Annotated in this window: 7 protein-coding genes and 6 pseudogenes; 5 read left to right on the forward strand and 8 right to left on the reverse strand. The window is 61.6% G+C overall.

Going from position 1 to position 16190, the window contains the following annotated elements:
* Positions 1 to 18 precede the first annotated feature (18 nt).
* From V5B44_RS04685 to V5B44_RS04705, 5 genes and pseudogenes are all read left to right on the forward strand, one after another.
* A complete protein-coding gene (locus V5B44_RS04685) occupies positions 19 to 2493 on the forward strand; it encodes a DNA repair protein (protein ID WP_332357974.1) in 2475 nt (824 codons plus the stop codon).
* A gap of 43 nt (positions 2494 to 2536) precedes the next feature.
* On the forward strand, positions 2537 to 2773 hold the full coding sequence (locus V5B44_RS04690; protein WP_041224352.1) for a hypothetical protein: 237 nt from the start codon (positions 2537 to 2539) through the stop codon (positions 2771 to 2773).
* Positions 2774 to 3062: 289 nt separating this feature from the next.
* The gene (locus tag V5B44_RS04695) at positions 3063 to 4727 is read left to right on the forward strand and encodes a glyoxalase superfamily protein (protein WP_332357975.1); all 1665 of its coding nucleotides are present in this window, start codon (positions 3063 to 3065) and stop codon (positions 4725 to 4727) included.
* Positions 4724 to 5707, forward strand: a complete 984-nt coding sequence (locus V5B44_RS04700) for a DUF2726 domain-containing protein (RefSeq protein ID WP_332357976.1) — start codon at positions 4724 to 4726, stop codon at positions 5705 to 5707. Before V5B44_RS04695 ends, V5B44_RS04700 begins: the two co-directional genes overlap by 4 nt.
* A gap of 155 nt (positions 5708 to 5862) precedes the next feature.
* Positions 5863 to 6615 (forward strand): annotated as a pseudogene (locus V5B44_RS04705) (DUF6035 family protein); the annotation flags it as partial.
* A gap of 352 nt (positions 6616 to 6967) precedes the next feature.
* Here V5B44_RS04705 and V5B44_RS04710 read toward each other — a convergent pair.
* From V5B44_RS04710 to V5B44_RS04745, 8 genes and pseudogenes are all read right to left on the reverse strand, one after another.
* Positions 6968 to 10343 (reverse strand): annotated as a pseudogene (locus V5B44_RS04710) (pyruvate carboxylase); the annotation flags it as partial.
* 82 nt (positions 10344 to 10425) lie between these two features.
* Positions 10426 to 10941 (reverse strand): annotated as a pseudogene (locus tag V5B44_RS04715) (4-oxalocrotonate decarboxylase); the annotation flags it as partial.
* A 100-nt stretch (positions 10942 to 11041) separates the two neighbouring features.
* Complete coding sequence (gene dmpG, locus V5B44_RS04720; protein ID WP_148581402.1) at positions 11042 to 12067, reverse strand: 4-hydroxy-2-oxovalerate aldolase; 1026 nt, start codon at positions 12065 to 12067, stop codon at positions 11042 to 11044.
* A gap of 20 nt (positions 12068 to 12087) precedes the next feature.
* Positions 12088 to 12998, reverse strand: a pseudogene (gene bphJ / locus V5B44_RS04725) (acetaldehyde dehydrogenase BphJ).
* 20 nt (positions 12999 to 13018) lie between these two features.
* Positions 13019 to 13813, reverse strand: a complete 795-nt coding sequence (locus tag V5B44_RS04730) for an SDR family NAD(P)-dependent oxidoreductase (protein WP_148581401.1) — start codon at positions 13811 to 13813, stop codon at positions 13019 to 13021.
* A 12-nt stretch (positions 13814 to 13825) separates the two neighbouring features.
* A complete protein-coding gene (locus V5B44_RS04735; RefSeq protein WP_148581400.1) occupies positions 13826 to 14416 on the reverse strand; it encodes an antibiotic biosynthesis monooxygenase in 591 nt (196 codons plus the stop codon).
* 16 nt (positions 14417 to 14432) lie between these two features.
* Positions 14433 to 15216: pseudogene (gene dmpE, locus V5B44_RS04740) on the reverse strand (2-oxopent-4-enoate hydratase).
* A 105-nt stretch (positions 15217 to 15321) separates the two neighbouring features.
* A pseudogene (locus V5B44_RS04745) lies at positions 15322 to 16184 on the reverse strand (alpha/beta fold hydrolase).
* Positions 16185 to 16190 lie beyond the last annotated feature (6 nt).

Below are 16190 nucleotides of genomic sequence, written 5' to 3' on the forward strand. Positions count from 1 at the left end.
TCCCGCTGGAATATCGCCATGCAACCTCTTTCACTCACTCTCAAGGGCTTTCGCGGCATTCGCGATGGCCTGGGACGCGATGTCCTGAAACTCGATTTCGAGCGACTTGCCGATGGCGCCGAACTGGTCGCCATCGCCGGCGCCAACGGGCGCGGCAAGACCACCGTGATGGACAACATGCACCCGTACCTGACGATGCCATCGCGTGCTGCGATGGCCGGTCCGGGCGGTTTCTCATACTACGACCATGTTTGCCTGCCAGAGAACGAGAAAGACCTCATCTGGGCCCACGACGGCCGTAGCTATCGCTCACAGGTCGTGATCCGCGTGAACGGCAGGCGCAAGACCGAAGCCTTTCTGCTCATGCTTGCCGACGATGGCGCATGGAAGCCCGTGGTGCTGGACGACGGCACCGTGTCAGACGGCAAGGTGGACACCTATACCCGTTGCGTCGAAGCACTCTGCGGCAGCGCCGATACCTTTTTCACGTCGGTGTTCTCGGCGCAGGGCAAGCGGCAGTTGAGCGCCTACCGCAATGCCGAGATCAAGACTTTGCTGGCTGACTTGCTGGGACAGGAAGAAATCCGGGCGCTGGGCCAGCAGGCGGGCGAGACGGCGCGCCTGCTCAAGGCCGGCCTGGCGGCCATCCGGCAGGAACAGGCTGGACTGGATGCGGAAGCGCAGCGTATCGAGGGTGAACGGCGCCGGCTCGACGGCGCCCAGGCCCGCGTCGCGCAGCGCCTTGCGGGTCGCCAAGCGACCCAGGCAGCGCAGGAGTCAGCCCGAACCCGGCACGCGCAATTGATGGCGGAGCGCGAGCAGTCGCGCGGGGTGGAAGCGCGCCGGGAGCAACTTCAGGGCGAATGCCACGCCGTGATCCAGGCCGGAACGCAGGCCATCGACGCCTTGAAGGCCCAGGACCAGGGCGAGTCGCAGCGGCTGGAACGGCTAGCGCAACGCATCGCCCAGCGCGTCACCCAGGAGCGCAACCGCGGGCAGGGTTTGCAGAACCAGCGCCGGGAATGCCTCACGGTGCTGGCTGGTGCCCAGGCCGTGCAGCGTGCTGAGCTCCATCTGCCCTTGGCCGAGCGGGTCTTGTCGCTGCGCTCGGCGCAGATCGGATCTTGGCGCCAACAAGTCCAACGTCTGACGCAGTGCCAAGCCTCAGAGCGGATGGTCCAGCAGAAACTCTCCGGGGTCGAGCGCGAGGCCGGCCAGGCGGCGCTCAAGGCCGAGGAATTGGCGCGACGCTTCGGCCTGACCGGTGAGGTGCCGTGTGCCGGCACTGACCTGCAGGGGCAATGCCAACTCCTGGGCGACGCGCGGGACGCCAAGGCCCTGATTCCCAGCGCGCAGGGGACGATCCAGCGGCTGGGGCGCGAGAAGGCGGCGGCACAGCAGGAACTGGACGCTTTGCGCGGCCGGCAGGCGGAACTCGCCGGTGCGCCGCAGGCCTTGGCCTGGGCCGAGCATCGGGCCGAGTTTGCCCGGGAACGGGCGTCGCGGTTTGCGCGGCTAGCGGCCCAGGCCGGTGAAATGGCGCGGGCGCGGACCACACTGGCCGGGATCGAGCAGGAGTTGACAGAACTGCGGACGGACCTGCGGGCGGCGCTGGGACCAGACGCCGTTGCCGGTCAGCCGCCGGTGGAGACGCCCGAGGAGGCGGCCGAGCGTCAACAGATCCATGCGGCACGGCAGGCCATCGCTGCCCAGCACGAACAGCAAGCCAAGCACTACCGCGCCACCCTGGATCGGCTCAAGCAGGCGCTGGCGGCCTTGCCGGCACCTTACGACGGGCAGCGGCTAATCGATGCCCAGACCTCGATGGAACAGGCGGCGCAGTCGGCCACTGCCGCCGAGCAGGCCCATCTGGGCGCAGTGCGCGATGCCGAAGCCCTGAGCGCCCTCGTGCAGCAGGCAACAGCCCTGGCCGGTCGCCAAGCCCAAGTGACCAACCGCATCGCCAAGGTCGAAACCGAGTTGGGCAACTGGAACCTGTTCGCTAAGTGCATGAGCAACGACGGTCTGATTGCGCTGGCCATCGATGACGCCGGTCCGGCCTTGTCGGGGCTCGCCAACGACCTCCTGCTGGCCTGCTACGGTCCTCGTTTCACAGTCTCCCTCCAGACGTTGGTGGAGACCGGCAAGGGCGAACAGAAGGAAGGATTCGACATCCTGGTGCACGACGGCGAGTCGGGCGAGAGCAAGAGCGTCGGTCTGATGAGCGGCGGCGAACGGGTCTGGGTCAACGAGTGCCTGATTCGGGCGGTGGCGCTGTACCTCGCCCAGCACACGGGGCGGCGCTACGGTGCGCTGTTCTCGGACGAGGCCGATGGGCCGCTGGACCCCGAGCGGAAGCGCATGTTCATGGCGATGAAGCGGGAGGTGCTGCGGCTGGGCGGCTATCAGCGGGAGTTTTTCGTATCCCAGACGCCGGAACTGACCGCCATGGCGGATGCGGTGATCGATATGGATCTTCAGGGCCGCTTGTAGGATTGCCATGGCTTCTCTGGCGCCCCGCCGCTAAAATGTCTGCATGTCGAAAATCCCCGAATCCACGCCTGCGTTGAACAGGCTGCGCGCGGCGGCCGGCTTAATCCCTCTTATTGAGGATGGCCTCCGCCACTCGAAAATCACCGCCGAGAAGGCATCTTTAATGTCGGAGTTTTGCAGCTGGGCGGCCCAGCAAGGAACAGAAGGCGGCCCGGAGGCCTTACGCCTTGGCGATGACATCAAAGCGGGCTTGGAACGGCTTAAAACGCTACTGGCATAGCGGTGGCCGGGCATGTCCGGCCACCGTCTCTGTCGTTTGGCCCCGTTGTGAGAGCTGGATTGCCGACTCACGGCTCGGGCGTTGACGGAATTTGTTTCATTGTCCTATCATGTACTCACGGTTCAAGCCGAATCGTGGGCAAGTTGGCGCCCGTCAGTGCACGCACCGGAGTCTTTCCGGCACGGCAAAGCCAGTTGAATACCCGCAAGTAACCTCCCGGCTAGGTGAACTCCTGGAAAGCCGGACAACGCGTGCCGTCCTGAAGTGCTTTCCGATATGGAGCTCATCAATGACAGCGACCGTTGTGGCATCTGTGGATGCCAATCCCCCCTCTGAACAGTTTCAGGCCGTCTCACTCTGGACTTTCGTCCACCTGAAAACACCTCGCTTTACTTCGGAAGCAGCACTCGATGTGGTTCGGCACCTGATGCCAACCGCTGACGAGGATCCCAAGCATCTCGCGAAACGCCTGCGTAAATCCCTGCTAGAGCACGGCATCGCCCTCAAGCACGTCAATTCGCTCGATGCGGCGGCGCGCCTGCTTGGGCACGCCGATTGGCACGCGGCAAATCGCGCGCAGCCGAAGACGACCCTCAAGCTGACGCCGATGGCCGATGCCGCGGAAGAGTTGTTCGAAGACTGGCGCCAACTTGCACCACGTCTGTGTGCATGGTGCGATGCATGGCTTCGGGGAAAAGGTGGCAAGGTCTTTGAGGTGCGTTTCGGCCCCGGCTATGTCATGGTCAGCATTCCTACACCCAAGGAGGGTGGGCCGGCAGGAAGCATGGACGAGCTGCCGCTGCTTATGGTCAATCCCGTCGGGGATGCCGAACATTGGTTGCAGGAAGCCCCAGCGGCATTCGAAACTCTGCGCCGTCACTTGGAAGAGTCCGGACAGGCAGTTCTGGACGGTGTTGCCGTGCTGCAGTTATGCAATCGCTACAGTCGGGAAGTATTGGACCGTTTGCCGTCGATACCGCAGCCGGTGCGACCAACGGATGCCGGCAATTCGGAATTGGTCTTGCTGCGCGAGGACGATGAGCTCATGCCGGGGTCAGGCTACGAGATTGCCCGTGGCGACGAGCTGACATGCTGGGCACAGCTCCATCTGGCGATGAAGGACCACAAGTCCGAGGGAATTACTTTGGATGACGGGGCCTGGCGGATCGGTGGGGGCCGCTATGTATGGCAGTTATCGACAATCCATCCCAAGGACTTTGTCCCCGGGCTGGTGATCACGATGCTGAGCGAGACCGATTCGGAGAAGCTGCTGCGTCGCTACAAGCTTGTACAGCGGGTACTTTCGCAAAACTTCAAGCATCATGAGGTGACCAAGCGCTTACAGTACTTGAGTGGCCCGTCGGATATCTACCGTGTTGATTTGCACAAACTGCTATTGGCATTGAACGACGCGGGTCTGACCTGGGAGGGCTTTTGCCAGGAGGTCGAGATGCAGCAGGCAATGGTCCCCGAGCTGCCCGTTGGTTTCGCGATGACCATCATCGAACGGCTCAAGCCGAAGGACCCGAATCTCTTCTTCGCACTGCCGAGCCGTGCAGAGCTGGCCCGAGCCGATGACGATTCCCTGCTGCGGACCTTGTTGCCCCGCATTGACATCGTGCGGTACCGGATCGTGCGTGGCGTGTCCGATGAAGTTAAGCAGACCGTCCGCGAAGCGATTGACGAGTTCGGTACGTCGATCCGTATGCAGGCGCTGACGGCTGCAGGGCAGCTGACCGATCCGAACGATCCGCTGCCGTATCTGGTCTATGCCGGCGATGGCGAAGAACTCCGACTAAAGCTCGAATCTGAAGGGCTCGTAATGTACGCGGGAGTCATGCCGCATTTGTTTCCAACCGAAGGCGTGGTCGAGAAACTGCCCAACATGTGGTCTTACGCCTTCGGACATAGCCTATTTCTGGACGTCGACTTCGCGGAAGGTGGTGCGCAATGAATGCCACCATCGAGAACCTGCGGATATTCCTGGAAGAGCGCGACATCGGCGGTTTCCTCGCTGCCTACGAAACGATGGTGCCGGGTGCCGACGTCCTTAGCAGCCAGCTGACCAAGATTACGCAGCAGATCTTTCCGACGGTGCTCCACGAGAAACTCACAAGGGGGGCTTTGGTTGCAGGCGACACGGTCCGCCTTTGGCGTCTTGTTCGTTGCGGTAGGCTGCTGGTAGTCGACAACGACCTGCTCGAAGGCATCAATGCACTGCTTGATGCCGCATGGCGCGAGGTCGAGGGACCGGATGCCCCGCTCCCCACGAAGTTGTTGACCTATCGCGAGGCGCCGGAGGGATCGGTACAAGGCCGACGTTCTGCAAGGCCAGCAGCAGCTGCCGCGACCAGCCAGGGTGATGTGGTGCCCATGCGCCGCATCGTGATGGCTAGCGCGTTTACTCTCGGGCCAGTGCATTTGAGCGATCTCATGACCTTCCGTAAGAGCGTTTGCGCCAGCTCGCAGGAACGCGAATTCTTGCAGGCGGTGCGGCAATTCTTCCCCAGCCTGCGCGCCTACCCCAACGTGCCGCTACGTAATTTCATGGATGTCGATGGCTTCGTCCTTCGTCTGTCAGATCGACACCGGCGCTATTCGTGGGCGGCGCAAGTCGATGTGCTGTTATGCACCGAGGACGAAGATCCCGTGGCCTGTTTCGAGCTGGACTCAGCTTTGCATGATGACGATGATGTCCGCGAACGCGATCAACTGAAGGACGAGTTGTTCGCATTGGCTGCGATTCCGTTGCTCCGCGTTCGGGCTGACGATACGGCGAACGTGCGCGCTGAGGACTTCTACGACCTGCTGGTCGCCGATAGCGAGACCCTGGACAGGTTGCGTCCCCGTCGCCTGCGACCGCGAAGGAACCATGACATGCTGGTTCCTGTCGAGGTACAGGTGCGCCGATCTGCAGCCAAGGCCTATTGTTGAGAGGGCTAGTCGTGGGACCTACCGTACTGGACGAACGTGGTGCTTTTGCTGTCGAGAATCCCGAGGTTGCCGAGGTAATGGAGATCGCCTCGGGGGATCATCTCGATCATGGCGAAGTCATCGGCACCGATTACGAAAAGGCGATCCAATTGCGGATGGCGCTCCGCACCGACATCAAGCGAGGCACGCCCCACTATGCCTGCTCATTGTGTGGGGTGCCTGTCTACCTAGTGTCGCGCGCCGAAGAGCGGCGTTTCTTCTTCCGGCATACGCTGGAAGATGGGCGTTGCTTGGCGCGCACGCGGGGTGAGCTATCGCAGGAGGAGATTGATGCAAGGCGTTACAACGGCGTCAAGGAAAGCGCCCGGCACCTGCAGATGAAAGAGTGGGTCGCACAGTGTTTGGCGGCTGACCCCCGGTTCACGGACGTGGCCACCGAAAAACGATGGTCTGGCACACTGACGGCAGAGTGGCGAAAGCCTGATGTGCGTGCAATCTATCGGGGCATTCCAGTGGTTTTCGAGATTCAGTTGTCCACCACGTATGTGAATGTGATTGCCGAGCGCCGCGAGTTCTACTTGCAGGAAGGTGGTTTGTTGATCTGGATCTTTGCCCACTTCGACGGCGGGGCGCGGCGGTTGACTCAGGACGACGTGTTTTTTAATAACAACCGTAATGCCTTTGTAGTGACGCAGGCAACTCGCGATGCTTCCGTGCAGCAGGGACGGTTCATGCTGGATTGCATCTGGGCCGAGCCGACATTGATGGGAAATGCAGACCTGCAACGCCGGGTGGTTGGGTTTGACGACTTGACCTTGGAGCGGGAGAGCCAGCGTGCCTACTACTTCGATTTCGACGGAGCACGGGACGCTCTGCAAGAGCAGGTCCGTGAACGAGAACGACAACGTCTTGCCGAGGTACGGGAGAAGTTCGAGACTTGGTGGCTCGACTACGAAACGAGCGACACGCCGGACTATCGTGGCTGGGCTGAGCTACGGCGGGCATTGGCGGCTGAAGGGGTTGAACTTCCTCAATACCCCAACCATGTACCCCGCACATTGTTGAATGCGCTGTACTCCGCAAAACATGGGCGCGTGATCGGTTGGCGCTTCAAGACCTTTATCGAGGTCGCACACCGTGTCGAACCGGCGCACAGGCGCTACCTGCATTATTTCCGCCGGGCACTGGCTGCCTACGACCGCGCCGACCAGTTGCGAGCCGAGGATGGGGTTTGGGGTGCAGTGGAACGGAAAACCGGGTCAGCTCCACCAGCAGGTCCTTGGCGTTCACTGTTTCCCCCGTGCGCACATGAACGGCATGCACCGTGGCGTCGCGCTCGGCGCTCAGCATGGTTTCCATCTTCATGGCTTCCATCGACAGCAGAGGGTCACCCTTGCTCACTTTCTGCCCGACCTTGACCGCCACCGTGACCACCATGCCCGGCATGGGTGCGCCCACGTGTTTGGGGTTGCCTTCTTCGGCCTTGGGTTTGGCCTTGACGGCACCCAGGCCGGCCTTGTGCACCCGCACCGTGCGCGGCTGGCCGTTGAGCTCAAAAAACACCTTGATCTTGCCTTCTTCGTCCACGGTGTCAGAGCGGCCGGTCTGGCGCACCACCAGGGTTTTGCCCTTGTCGATGTCGATGGCGATTTCTTCGCGGTCCAGCAGGCCGTAGAAGAACGGCGATGTGGGCAGCAAGCGACACATCGCTGAACTCGCGGCGGTGCTCGGCATAGTCCTTGAACACCTTGGGGTACATCAGGTAAGAAGCCAGGTCGGTGTCGCTCACCTTGCGGCCAATGGCGTGTTCAGCCTCTAGGCGTTTGGCCTCCAGGTCCACTTCGGTGGCAGATGGTCGCCGGCGCGGCCTTGCATGGGCGCTTCACCGCGCAGCACTTTGTGCTCCAGGCTTTGGGGAAACCATCGGGCGGAAAACCCAGTTCGCCCTTGAACAGTGAAATCACCGACTCAGGGAAGGACACGTCACGCGCCGGGTTGCTGACATCCTGCGGCTTCAGGTCGTTGGCGACCATGAACAGCGCCATGTCGCCGACCACCTTGGAGGTGGGGGTGACCTTGACGATGTCGCCAAACAGGATGTTCACATCGGCATAGGCCTTGGACACCTCGGGCCAGCGGTGTTCCAGCCCATGGCGCGGGCCTGCTCGCGCAGGTTGGTGTACTGGCCACCGGGCATTTCGTGGTTGTAAACATCTGAGGTGCCTGAGCGCATGTCGGCCTCAAACGGCACATAGGCACGGCGCACGCCCTCCCAGTAGTGCGACAGGGCTTGCATGGCATCCAAGTTCAGACCGGGGTCGCGTGCGGAGCCGCTCAGGGCGGCAGCAATCGAGCCCAGATTGGGCTGCGACGTCAAGCCGCTCATGGCATCAAGCGCGCCATCCACGGCATCGCACCCCGCATCAATGGCCGCCAGCACCGAGGCGGCCGATATGCCGCTGGTGTCGTGGGTGTGGAAATGAATCGGCAAACCCACCTCTTGTTTGAGCACCCGCACCAACTCGTGGGCAGCGCGTGGTTTGCACACACCGGCCATGTCCTTGATGCCCAGAATGTGGGCGCCGGCTTTTTCCAGCTGTTTGGCCAGGCCGACGTAGTATTTGAGGTCGTATTTGCTGCGCTTGGTGTCAAACAGGTCGCCGGTGTAGCACAGCGTGCCTTCACACAAAGCGCCGGTCTCGATCACCGCGTCCATCGCCACGCGCATGTTGTCTACCCAGTTGAGCGAGTCAAACACGCGGAACACGTCGACGCCGTTTTTGGCCGCCTGCTGCACAAAGTAGCGCACCACGTTGTCCGAGTAGTTGGTGTAGCCCACCGCGTTGCTGGCGCGCAGCAGCATCTGGAACAGGATGTTGGGCGTGGCTTCGCGCAGGCGTGCCAGGCGCTCCCACGGGTCTTCTTTCAGGAAAGCGCAGCGCCACGTCAAAGGTGGCGCCGCCCCAGCATTCCAGCGAGAACAGTTGCGGCAGCATGCGGGCGTAATGCGGCGCAATGGCGGTCATGTCATCGGAGCGCATGCGGGTGGCAAACAGCGACTGGTGCGCGTCGCGCATGGTGGTGTCGGTCAGCAGCACCTGCGGCTGGTCTTTCATCCACTGGCTGAAAATTTGGGCCCAGTTCTTTGAGCAGGTCGCGCGTGCCTTTGGGAATCGGAGCGGTCAGGTCACACACTGGCTTGATGGCAGTGACAGCGGCACTTGGGCAGCGTGCGGCCTTTCATCTCGGGGTTGCCGTTGATGGCCACATCGCCCAGGAACTTCAGCAGGCGGGTGGCGCGGTCACGGCGCTTGACAAAGTTGAACAACTCTGGCGTGGTGTCAATGAAGCGGGTGGTGCATTCGCCCGAGCGAAACAGCGGGTGGGCAACCACGTTTTCCAGAAACTGCAAGTTGGTGGACAGGCCACGCACGCGGAACTCGCGCAGGGCGCGGTCCATGCGGGCGGCGGCTTCGTCGGGCGTGTGGCCCCAGGCGGTGACCTTGACCAGCAGCGAGTCGTAATACGGCGTGATCACCGCACCGGCGTAGGCCGTGCCGGCATCCAGGCGGATGCCAAAACCCGCCGCGCTGCGGTACACGGCGATCTTGCCGTAGTCGGGGGTGAAGTTGTTTTCCGGGTCTTCGGTGGTCACACGGCATTGCAGGGCGTGGCCACGCAGGCTGATGTCTTTCTGGAACGGAATGAAGGAGTCTTCGTCACCGACCTTGGCGCCTTCGGTCACACGAATCTGCGCCTTGACGATGTCGACGCCGGTGACCACTTCGGTGACGGTGTGTTCCACCTGGATACGCGGGTTGACTTCGATGAAGTAATACTTGCCGCTGTCCACGTCATACAGGTACTCGACCGTGCCGGCGTGGCTGTAGTGGGCGGCGCGGGCCAGGCGCAGGCGGATTCGCACAGCTCCTGGCGGGTGGCTTCATCCATGTAGGGGGCGGGGGCGCGCTCCACCACTTTCTGGTTGCGGCGCTGCACCGAGCAGTCGCGCTCAAACAGGTGCACCAGGTTGCCGTGTTGGTCACCCATGACCTGCACTTCGACGTGGCGGGCGCGGCGCACCAGTTTTTCCAGATAGACCTCGTCGTTGCCAAAGGCGGCCAGGGCTTCGCGTTTGGCCAGCTCCATCATGGGGGCCAGGTCGGCTTCGGTTTCAATGACCCGCATGCCACGGCCACCACCGCCCCAGCTGGCCTTGAGCATCAGCGGGTAGCCCACAGTCAGGGCCATGGCTTTGGCGCCTTCAATGTCATCGGGCAAGGCGCCGGTGGCGGGCACCACCGGCACGCCGGCCGCCACCGCCACGGCACGGGCGGCCACCTTGTTGCCCAGGGTGCGCATGACATCGCCTTTGGGGCCAATGAAGGCAATGCCAGCGGCGGCACAGGCGTCGGCAAAGTCGGGGTTCTCGCTCAGAAAGCCGTAGCCGGGGTGAATCGCGTCGACCTCGGCTTCTTTGGCAATGCGGATGATGTCGTCAATGTCCAGGTAGGCTGGATCGGTTTTTTACCCGCACCCACCAGGTAGGACTTCGTCCGACTTGAAGCGGTGCAGGGCGCAAAGCGGTCTTCTTTTGATTTTTTTTGGAGTAGATCGCCACCGTGCGAATGCCCATTTCGGAGGCTGCGCGCAGCACCCGGATGGCGATTTCGCTGCGGTTGGCGCACCAGGATGCTTTTCGATTTTTTTCATGGGGTCGGTTGGCCACCCACGACAAAACGCGCCGCCGAGGTGTTGTCGGCCACCACGCTTTTGAGGTCGAACTTGAAGTCGCGGTAACGGCTGTCGATCACCTCGATGCCGGGCATGACGAAGTCGGTGGCGGCCAGCACGGCTCCAATGTGGCAGCCGGGGCCACGCAGGTCGGTCTTGGTGACAAAAGCAATCTCGGGCTCGACCTTGGGATGGATCAGCTCGCTCACCTTGCACTCACCGCCATCAGGCACGGCGTAGTCGTCGGTCATGAAGCCAAACACCGGCGTGCTGACGCCCATTTGCTTCATCTTGGCGTGTGAGGTCAAACCGGCCTTGAGGCCAATCACGCGCAGACCACGCGCCAGTTTGCGCCGACGGATTTCGTCCTGAATGGCGTAGGCGTCGTCCCAGTCCATGTCGGGATGGTCGTCGGTGATTTTGGTGGTGTCTTGTTGCTGCAGTTGGCAGCCTTCCAGGCGGTCAGCCAGGGCGTTGATGGTGTTGTGATCGAGTTTCATAAGGTTCTTGCAAATGTTGAGTTGAGGTCCGCACCCGAAGGCAAGGCAGACCGGGGCATTGTTGGAGCAGCGAAGGCGCCGCTCCAACAAAGTCTGATGCTTAGGCCGCTTGGCGCTGGCGCGCCAAGGTCATGGCGGTATCTTCAATCATGTCTTCCTGGCCACCCACCATGCCGCGGCGTCCCATCTCGACCAAGATGTCGCGTGCGCTGACGCCATACTTCTTCTCGGCCCGTTTGGCAAACAGCAGGAAAGAGCCATAAACCCCGGCATAACCCAAGGTGAGGGCGTCACGGTCAATACGGATCGGGAAATCCATGATCGGCACCACCAGGTCTTCGGCCACGTCCTGGATCTTGTAGACATCCACACCGGTGCTGATTTTCATGAGGTCCAGCACCGACACCAGCACTTCCATCGGCGTGTTGCCAGCTCCCGCACCCAAGCCGGCGGCGGCCGCGTCAATGCGCGTGGCACCGACTTCAATGGCGGCAAGCGAGTTGGCCACGCCCATGGCCAGGTTGTGGTGGCCGTGAAAGCCGAGCTCGGTCTCGGGCTTGAGCGCAGCACGCACCGCGCTCAGGCGGGCTTTTACGCCGTCGGGCAGCAGGTGGCCGGCCGAGTCGGTCACGTAAATGCAGTTGGCACCATAGCCTTCCATCAGTTTGGCCTGGGTCACCAGCTTCTCCGGGCTGGCCATGTGCGCCATCATCAAAAAGCCCACGGTGTCCATGCCCAGAGTTCGGGCCTTGGTGATGTGCTGTTCACTCACGTCGGCTTCAGTGCAGTGGGTGGCCACACGGATGGTGGATACACCCAGGTCTTTGGCCATCATCAGGTGATCGACGGTGCCGATGCCGGGCAGCAGCAGGGCCGAAATCTTGGCCTGCTTCATCAGCGGGATAACCGCGCCCAGGTATTCCTCGTCGGTGTGTGCCGGAAAGCCGTAGTTGACCGACGAGCCGCCTAGGCCATCGCCGTGGGTCACTTCGATCAGCGGAATGCCTGCGTTGTCCAGCCCGCAGGCGATGCTTTTCATCTGGTCCAGCGTCATCAGGTGGCGCTTGGGGTGCATGCCGTCGCGCAGGGTCATGTCGTGCAGGGTGATTTTTTTAGCTTGTGTCATGGTCGTTCTCCAGGGTGGGGTCAGGCTTGCACGGGTTTGAGCGTCAAGCGACCCGCGATGATTTCTTCGGCAAACATCTCGGCCGTGCGGGCGGCAGCGGCCGTCATGATGTCGAGGTTGCCCGCGTATTTGGGCAGGTAGTCGCCCAGGCCTTCCACTTCCAGGAAGACCGACACACGTTTGCCGTCAAACACCGGGCCGTTGACCAGCTTGTAGCCGGGCACGTATTTCTGCACTTCCTTGATCATGGCGTGGATCGATTCGGTGATCTTGGCCTGGTCCGGTTCGGTCTCGGTCAGGCAATGCACGGTGTCGCGCATGATCAGCGGCGGCTCGGCCGGGTTCAGGATGATGATGGCCTTGCCTTTTTTGGCACCACCGACTTTTTCGACCGCGCTGGCGGTGGTGCGGGTGAATTCGTCAATGTTCTTGCGCGTGCCGGGGCCGGCGGATTTGCTCGACACGGTGGCAACGATTTCACCGTAGGCCACCGGTTGCACGCGGCTCACCGCTGCCACCATTGGGATGGTCGCCTGGCCACCGCAGGTGACCATGTTGACGTTCATCTCGCCTTTGCCAACATGCTCGATCAGGTTCACTGGTGGCACGCAAAACGGGCCAATGGCCGCCGGGGTCAGGTCGATCATCAACGCGCCCAGGGCGTTGACCTTGCGGCTGTTGTCGGCATGCACATAGGCGCTGGTGGCGTCAAAGACGATTTGCACACCATCGGCCAGCATGTGGGGAATCAGGCCGTCCACGCCTTCAGACGTGGTTTTGATGCCCATTTCGCGGGCGCGCTTGAGGCCGTCTGATTGGGGTCGATGCCGACCATCCAGACAGGCTCTAAAACCTTGCTGCGTTGCAGCTTGGCCAGCAGGTCGGTGCCGATGTTGCCGGGCCCGATCAGGGCACATTTGATTTTTTTCATAAAAATTCCTTCAGTTGAAATTAGATAAGAGAGCGCACCACACCGCCTTCGACGTGCAGGGCGGCACCGTTGGTGGCGGCAGAGCGCGGGCTGCAGACATAGGCCACCATGGCGGCCACTTCGGCGGGCTCGATAAAGCGTTGTAACAACGATGTCGGGCGGGCAAATTTGAAAAAGTCGTGTTCCGCCTGTTCCAGCGTCTGGCCGGCATCACGGGCCAGGGTGGCAAAGAACTCGCCCACGCCTTCGGTTTTGGTCGGGCCGGGCAGCACGCTGTTGACCGTGACGTTTGTGCCGGTACAGGTTTCAGCCAGAGCGCGTGACACCGACAACTGAGCCGACTTGCTCATGCCGTAATGCACCATCTCAGCCGGCGGGCAAATGCCCGATTCGCTGGAGATGAACACGATGCGGCCCCAGTTGCGGGCCTTCATGAGCGCCAAGTGGTGGCGCGACAAACGAACACCGCTCATCACGTTGACTTCGAAAAAACGCAACCAGTCCTCATCGACAATCTGCTCAAAAGGTTTGGGCTCAAAAATGCCCAGGTTGTTGACCAGAATGTCGATCTCACCAGCAGCCTCGAGCAGTTGCTGGCAACCGGCAGCGGATGACAAATCGGCGGCCACGCCGTCTACCATCGCGTCCGCAAACTCGGACTGGATGCGTTCGATCGCGCTGGTCAGCCTGGTTGGGTCGCGGCCATTGAGAATCACATGGACCCCTTCAGCCGCGAGTTCGCGCGCGGTGGCCCAGCCTATGCCGGAGGTCGATCCGGTGATTAAGGCGCGTTTGCCTTTAAGCAAAAGATCCATTCAAGTTCCTGGTCAGGTGTAGCCGCGGGTAGGCGGATACAAAAAAGGTTTCAGCCAGGTGGTCAAGCGCGGGGCCACCACCCAAGTCATTAGCAACACCACCAGCATCGTGATGACCATTACCCGCGGCAGCAGCGGCCAACCGGTCAACAAAGGTGCGACCGTCAGGAACAGGATGTACACCGTCGGACAGATGCCCAGCCAGGTGACTACCGCCACTTTCCATCGTGGAGGTGGCTGGAGGGCAATTCCGGCGGGCGGGGTGAACCAGTGGCCCAGGCCGCTGACCTCACGCAGTTTGGTGCTGCCCAGGGTGTGCGGTGCAATGGCGGCCAGCCGCGCCGTGCGCTCGGGCGAGGTCTGCCAGGTTTGCAGGTGTTCTGGCGTGTCAAATGCAAACACGGTGTGGTAAATGTTGCTTTCCTCGTCGTCGCCTTCGGGATCAGGGCGCACCAGTTGGCCGCCCAGATAGCCGGGAAACGGTCGGGCAGCAGCAGTCATCGCTTCGGAAGCCTGCTCGAAAGCGGCCTCGTGACCCGGCTTGACGCGGCGCGACACCAGCACGGTGACGGCGCTGGCAGCTTGAAGAAGCGTTGTGGCCATCGCGACTCAGGCAGTTTCAGGAGAAACGCACTGAGCAGTTGCCCAACCCGCCAATCGACACGCGGAAGTTGTCGCCCGCTTTGGCCGGCGACATGGCCGCCAAAGCGCCCGACAAGATGACTTCACCCGCTTTCATGCCGATACCCAGTCGGCCCAAGGTGTTGACCAACCAGGTGACTGCATTCACCGGCGACCCAAGGGCGGCTGCGCCCGCACCGGTGCCGATGATTTCGCCATTTTTCTCCAGCACCATACCGCAGGTGGACAGATCAATATGGCGCGGGTTCACGGCGCGGTCACCCAGCACAAAGACCCCGCACGAGGCGTTGTCCGCGACGGTGTCCTGGATCTTGATCTTCCAGTCGCGAATGCGGCTATCAACGATCTCGAAGCAAGGCATCACACATTCGGTGGCGGCCAGCACGTCGGCGTTGCTGACGCCAGGCCCCATCAGGTCTTTTTTCAGGATGAAGGCGATTTCACCTTCGGCCTTGGGCTGGATGAGTGTGGCGATGTCGATCGACTGGCCTTCGTTGTAGATCATGCCGTCGAGCAGGTAGCCAAAGTCGGGCTGGTAAACGCCCAGCATGTTCATCACGGCAGCAGAGGTGACGCCAATTTTCTTGCCCACCACACGCTCGCCCGCCCGCAGGCGCCGTTGACAACATGCGCTGCTGGATGTGGTAAGCGTTCTCGATGGTGATCTCGGGGTGACGGCTGGTGAGCGGGTCGACCACGGTTTGTGTGCTCATGGCGTGGTAAAGCTCGTCGCCCAGGGTTTCAATCAGTTTGGCATCCATTTCGGTTCAGCTCGGTTGGTTAATTAGAAAATATGATCTTTCAAGCCTCTAGCCCTTATTAAATAAGCGCAATAAGCTATCAAAGTAGTAGTTTTTACGAATCTTTCAGGCAGCCCATGCGTCTTCCTCAGCCAAGAAATTCCCGACCAACTGCGCAAAAGCGTGCCGCGTGCTCAATCTGCGTCCAGTGACCGCAGCGGCCAAACACATGCAACTGCGAACGTGAAATCCAGCTGCGCGTTCAGCCGGAGCGAGTTTGACAAAGGAATCACCTTGGTCTTCGCGACCATGCATGATCAGAGTTTCGTGTGGCAGTGCGCGAATATCCGCTTCAGGGCTTGCCAGCGATCCACCCAGCGCTGACGCGGTGCGGGGAACATCGACGAAAAAGCTTCCTGAAATCCCGGCTGGATGCTGGCGTCGTAGCGCAGCTCGTGCCAGTTCATCGGTCACCAGTCCGCGGTCAAAGGCAAAGATGTCCAGCAGCTTGCGCATGTTGTCAAGCGATGGCGTATAGCCCCAAACGGCATCCAGGCCGGGGTGTCAGCTCAAACGACACACCGGCCTGCCCATAAGCACCAGGCGGCGCACACGCTGGGGGTGGGCAATGGCCAGTGCAAGCGCCAGCGCGCCACCAAACGAGTTGCCAACCAGGTCAACCTGATCAAGCTTCAGGCATCCAGCAGGCCCACCGCCTGCTGCACCCAGGCATGCCATCGTGTATGCAATGCCATCTGGCCGGTCGCTGTAAAACCGAAACCCACCATGTCGGGCGCAATCACCCGGCCTGTTTGGCCAGCACCGGCATTGCCAGGCGCCAGTTGGCCCAGGCGCTCACGCCCGGGCCGGAGCCGTGGATCAACAGCACCGGGAAGCCGGTGCCACACATCGTGGTAGTTGGTGGTGTTGAATGCCTGTTGGCCAACGGATGGACTGTTGGCGATTTCGGGGTTGTGCGGCTCTCTCATGGGCGG

It is taken from the genome of Candidatus Accumulibacter necessarius (genome assembly GCF_036625085.1).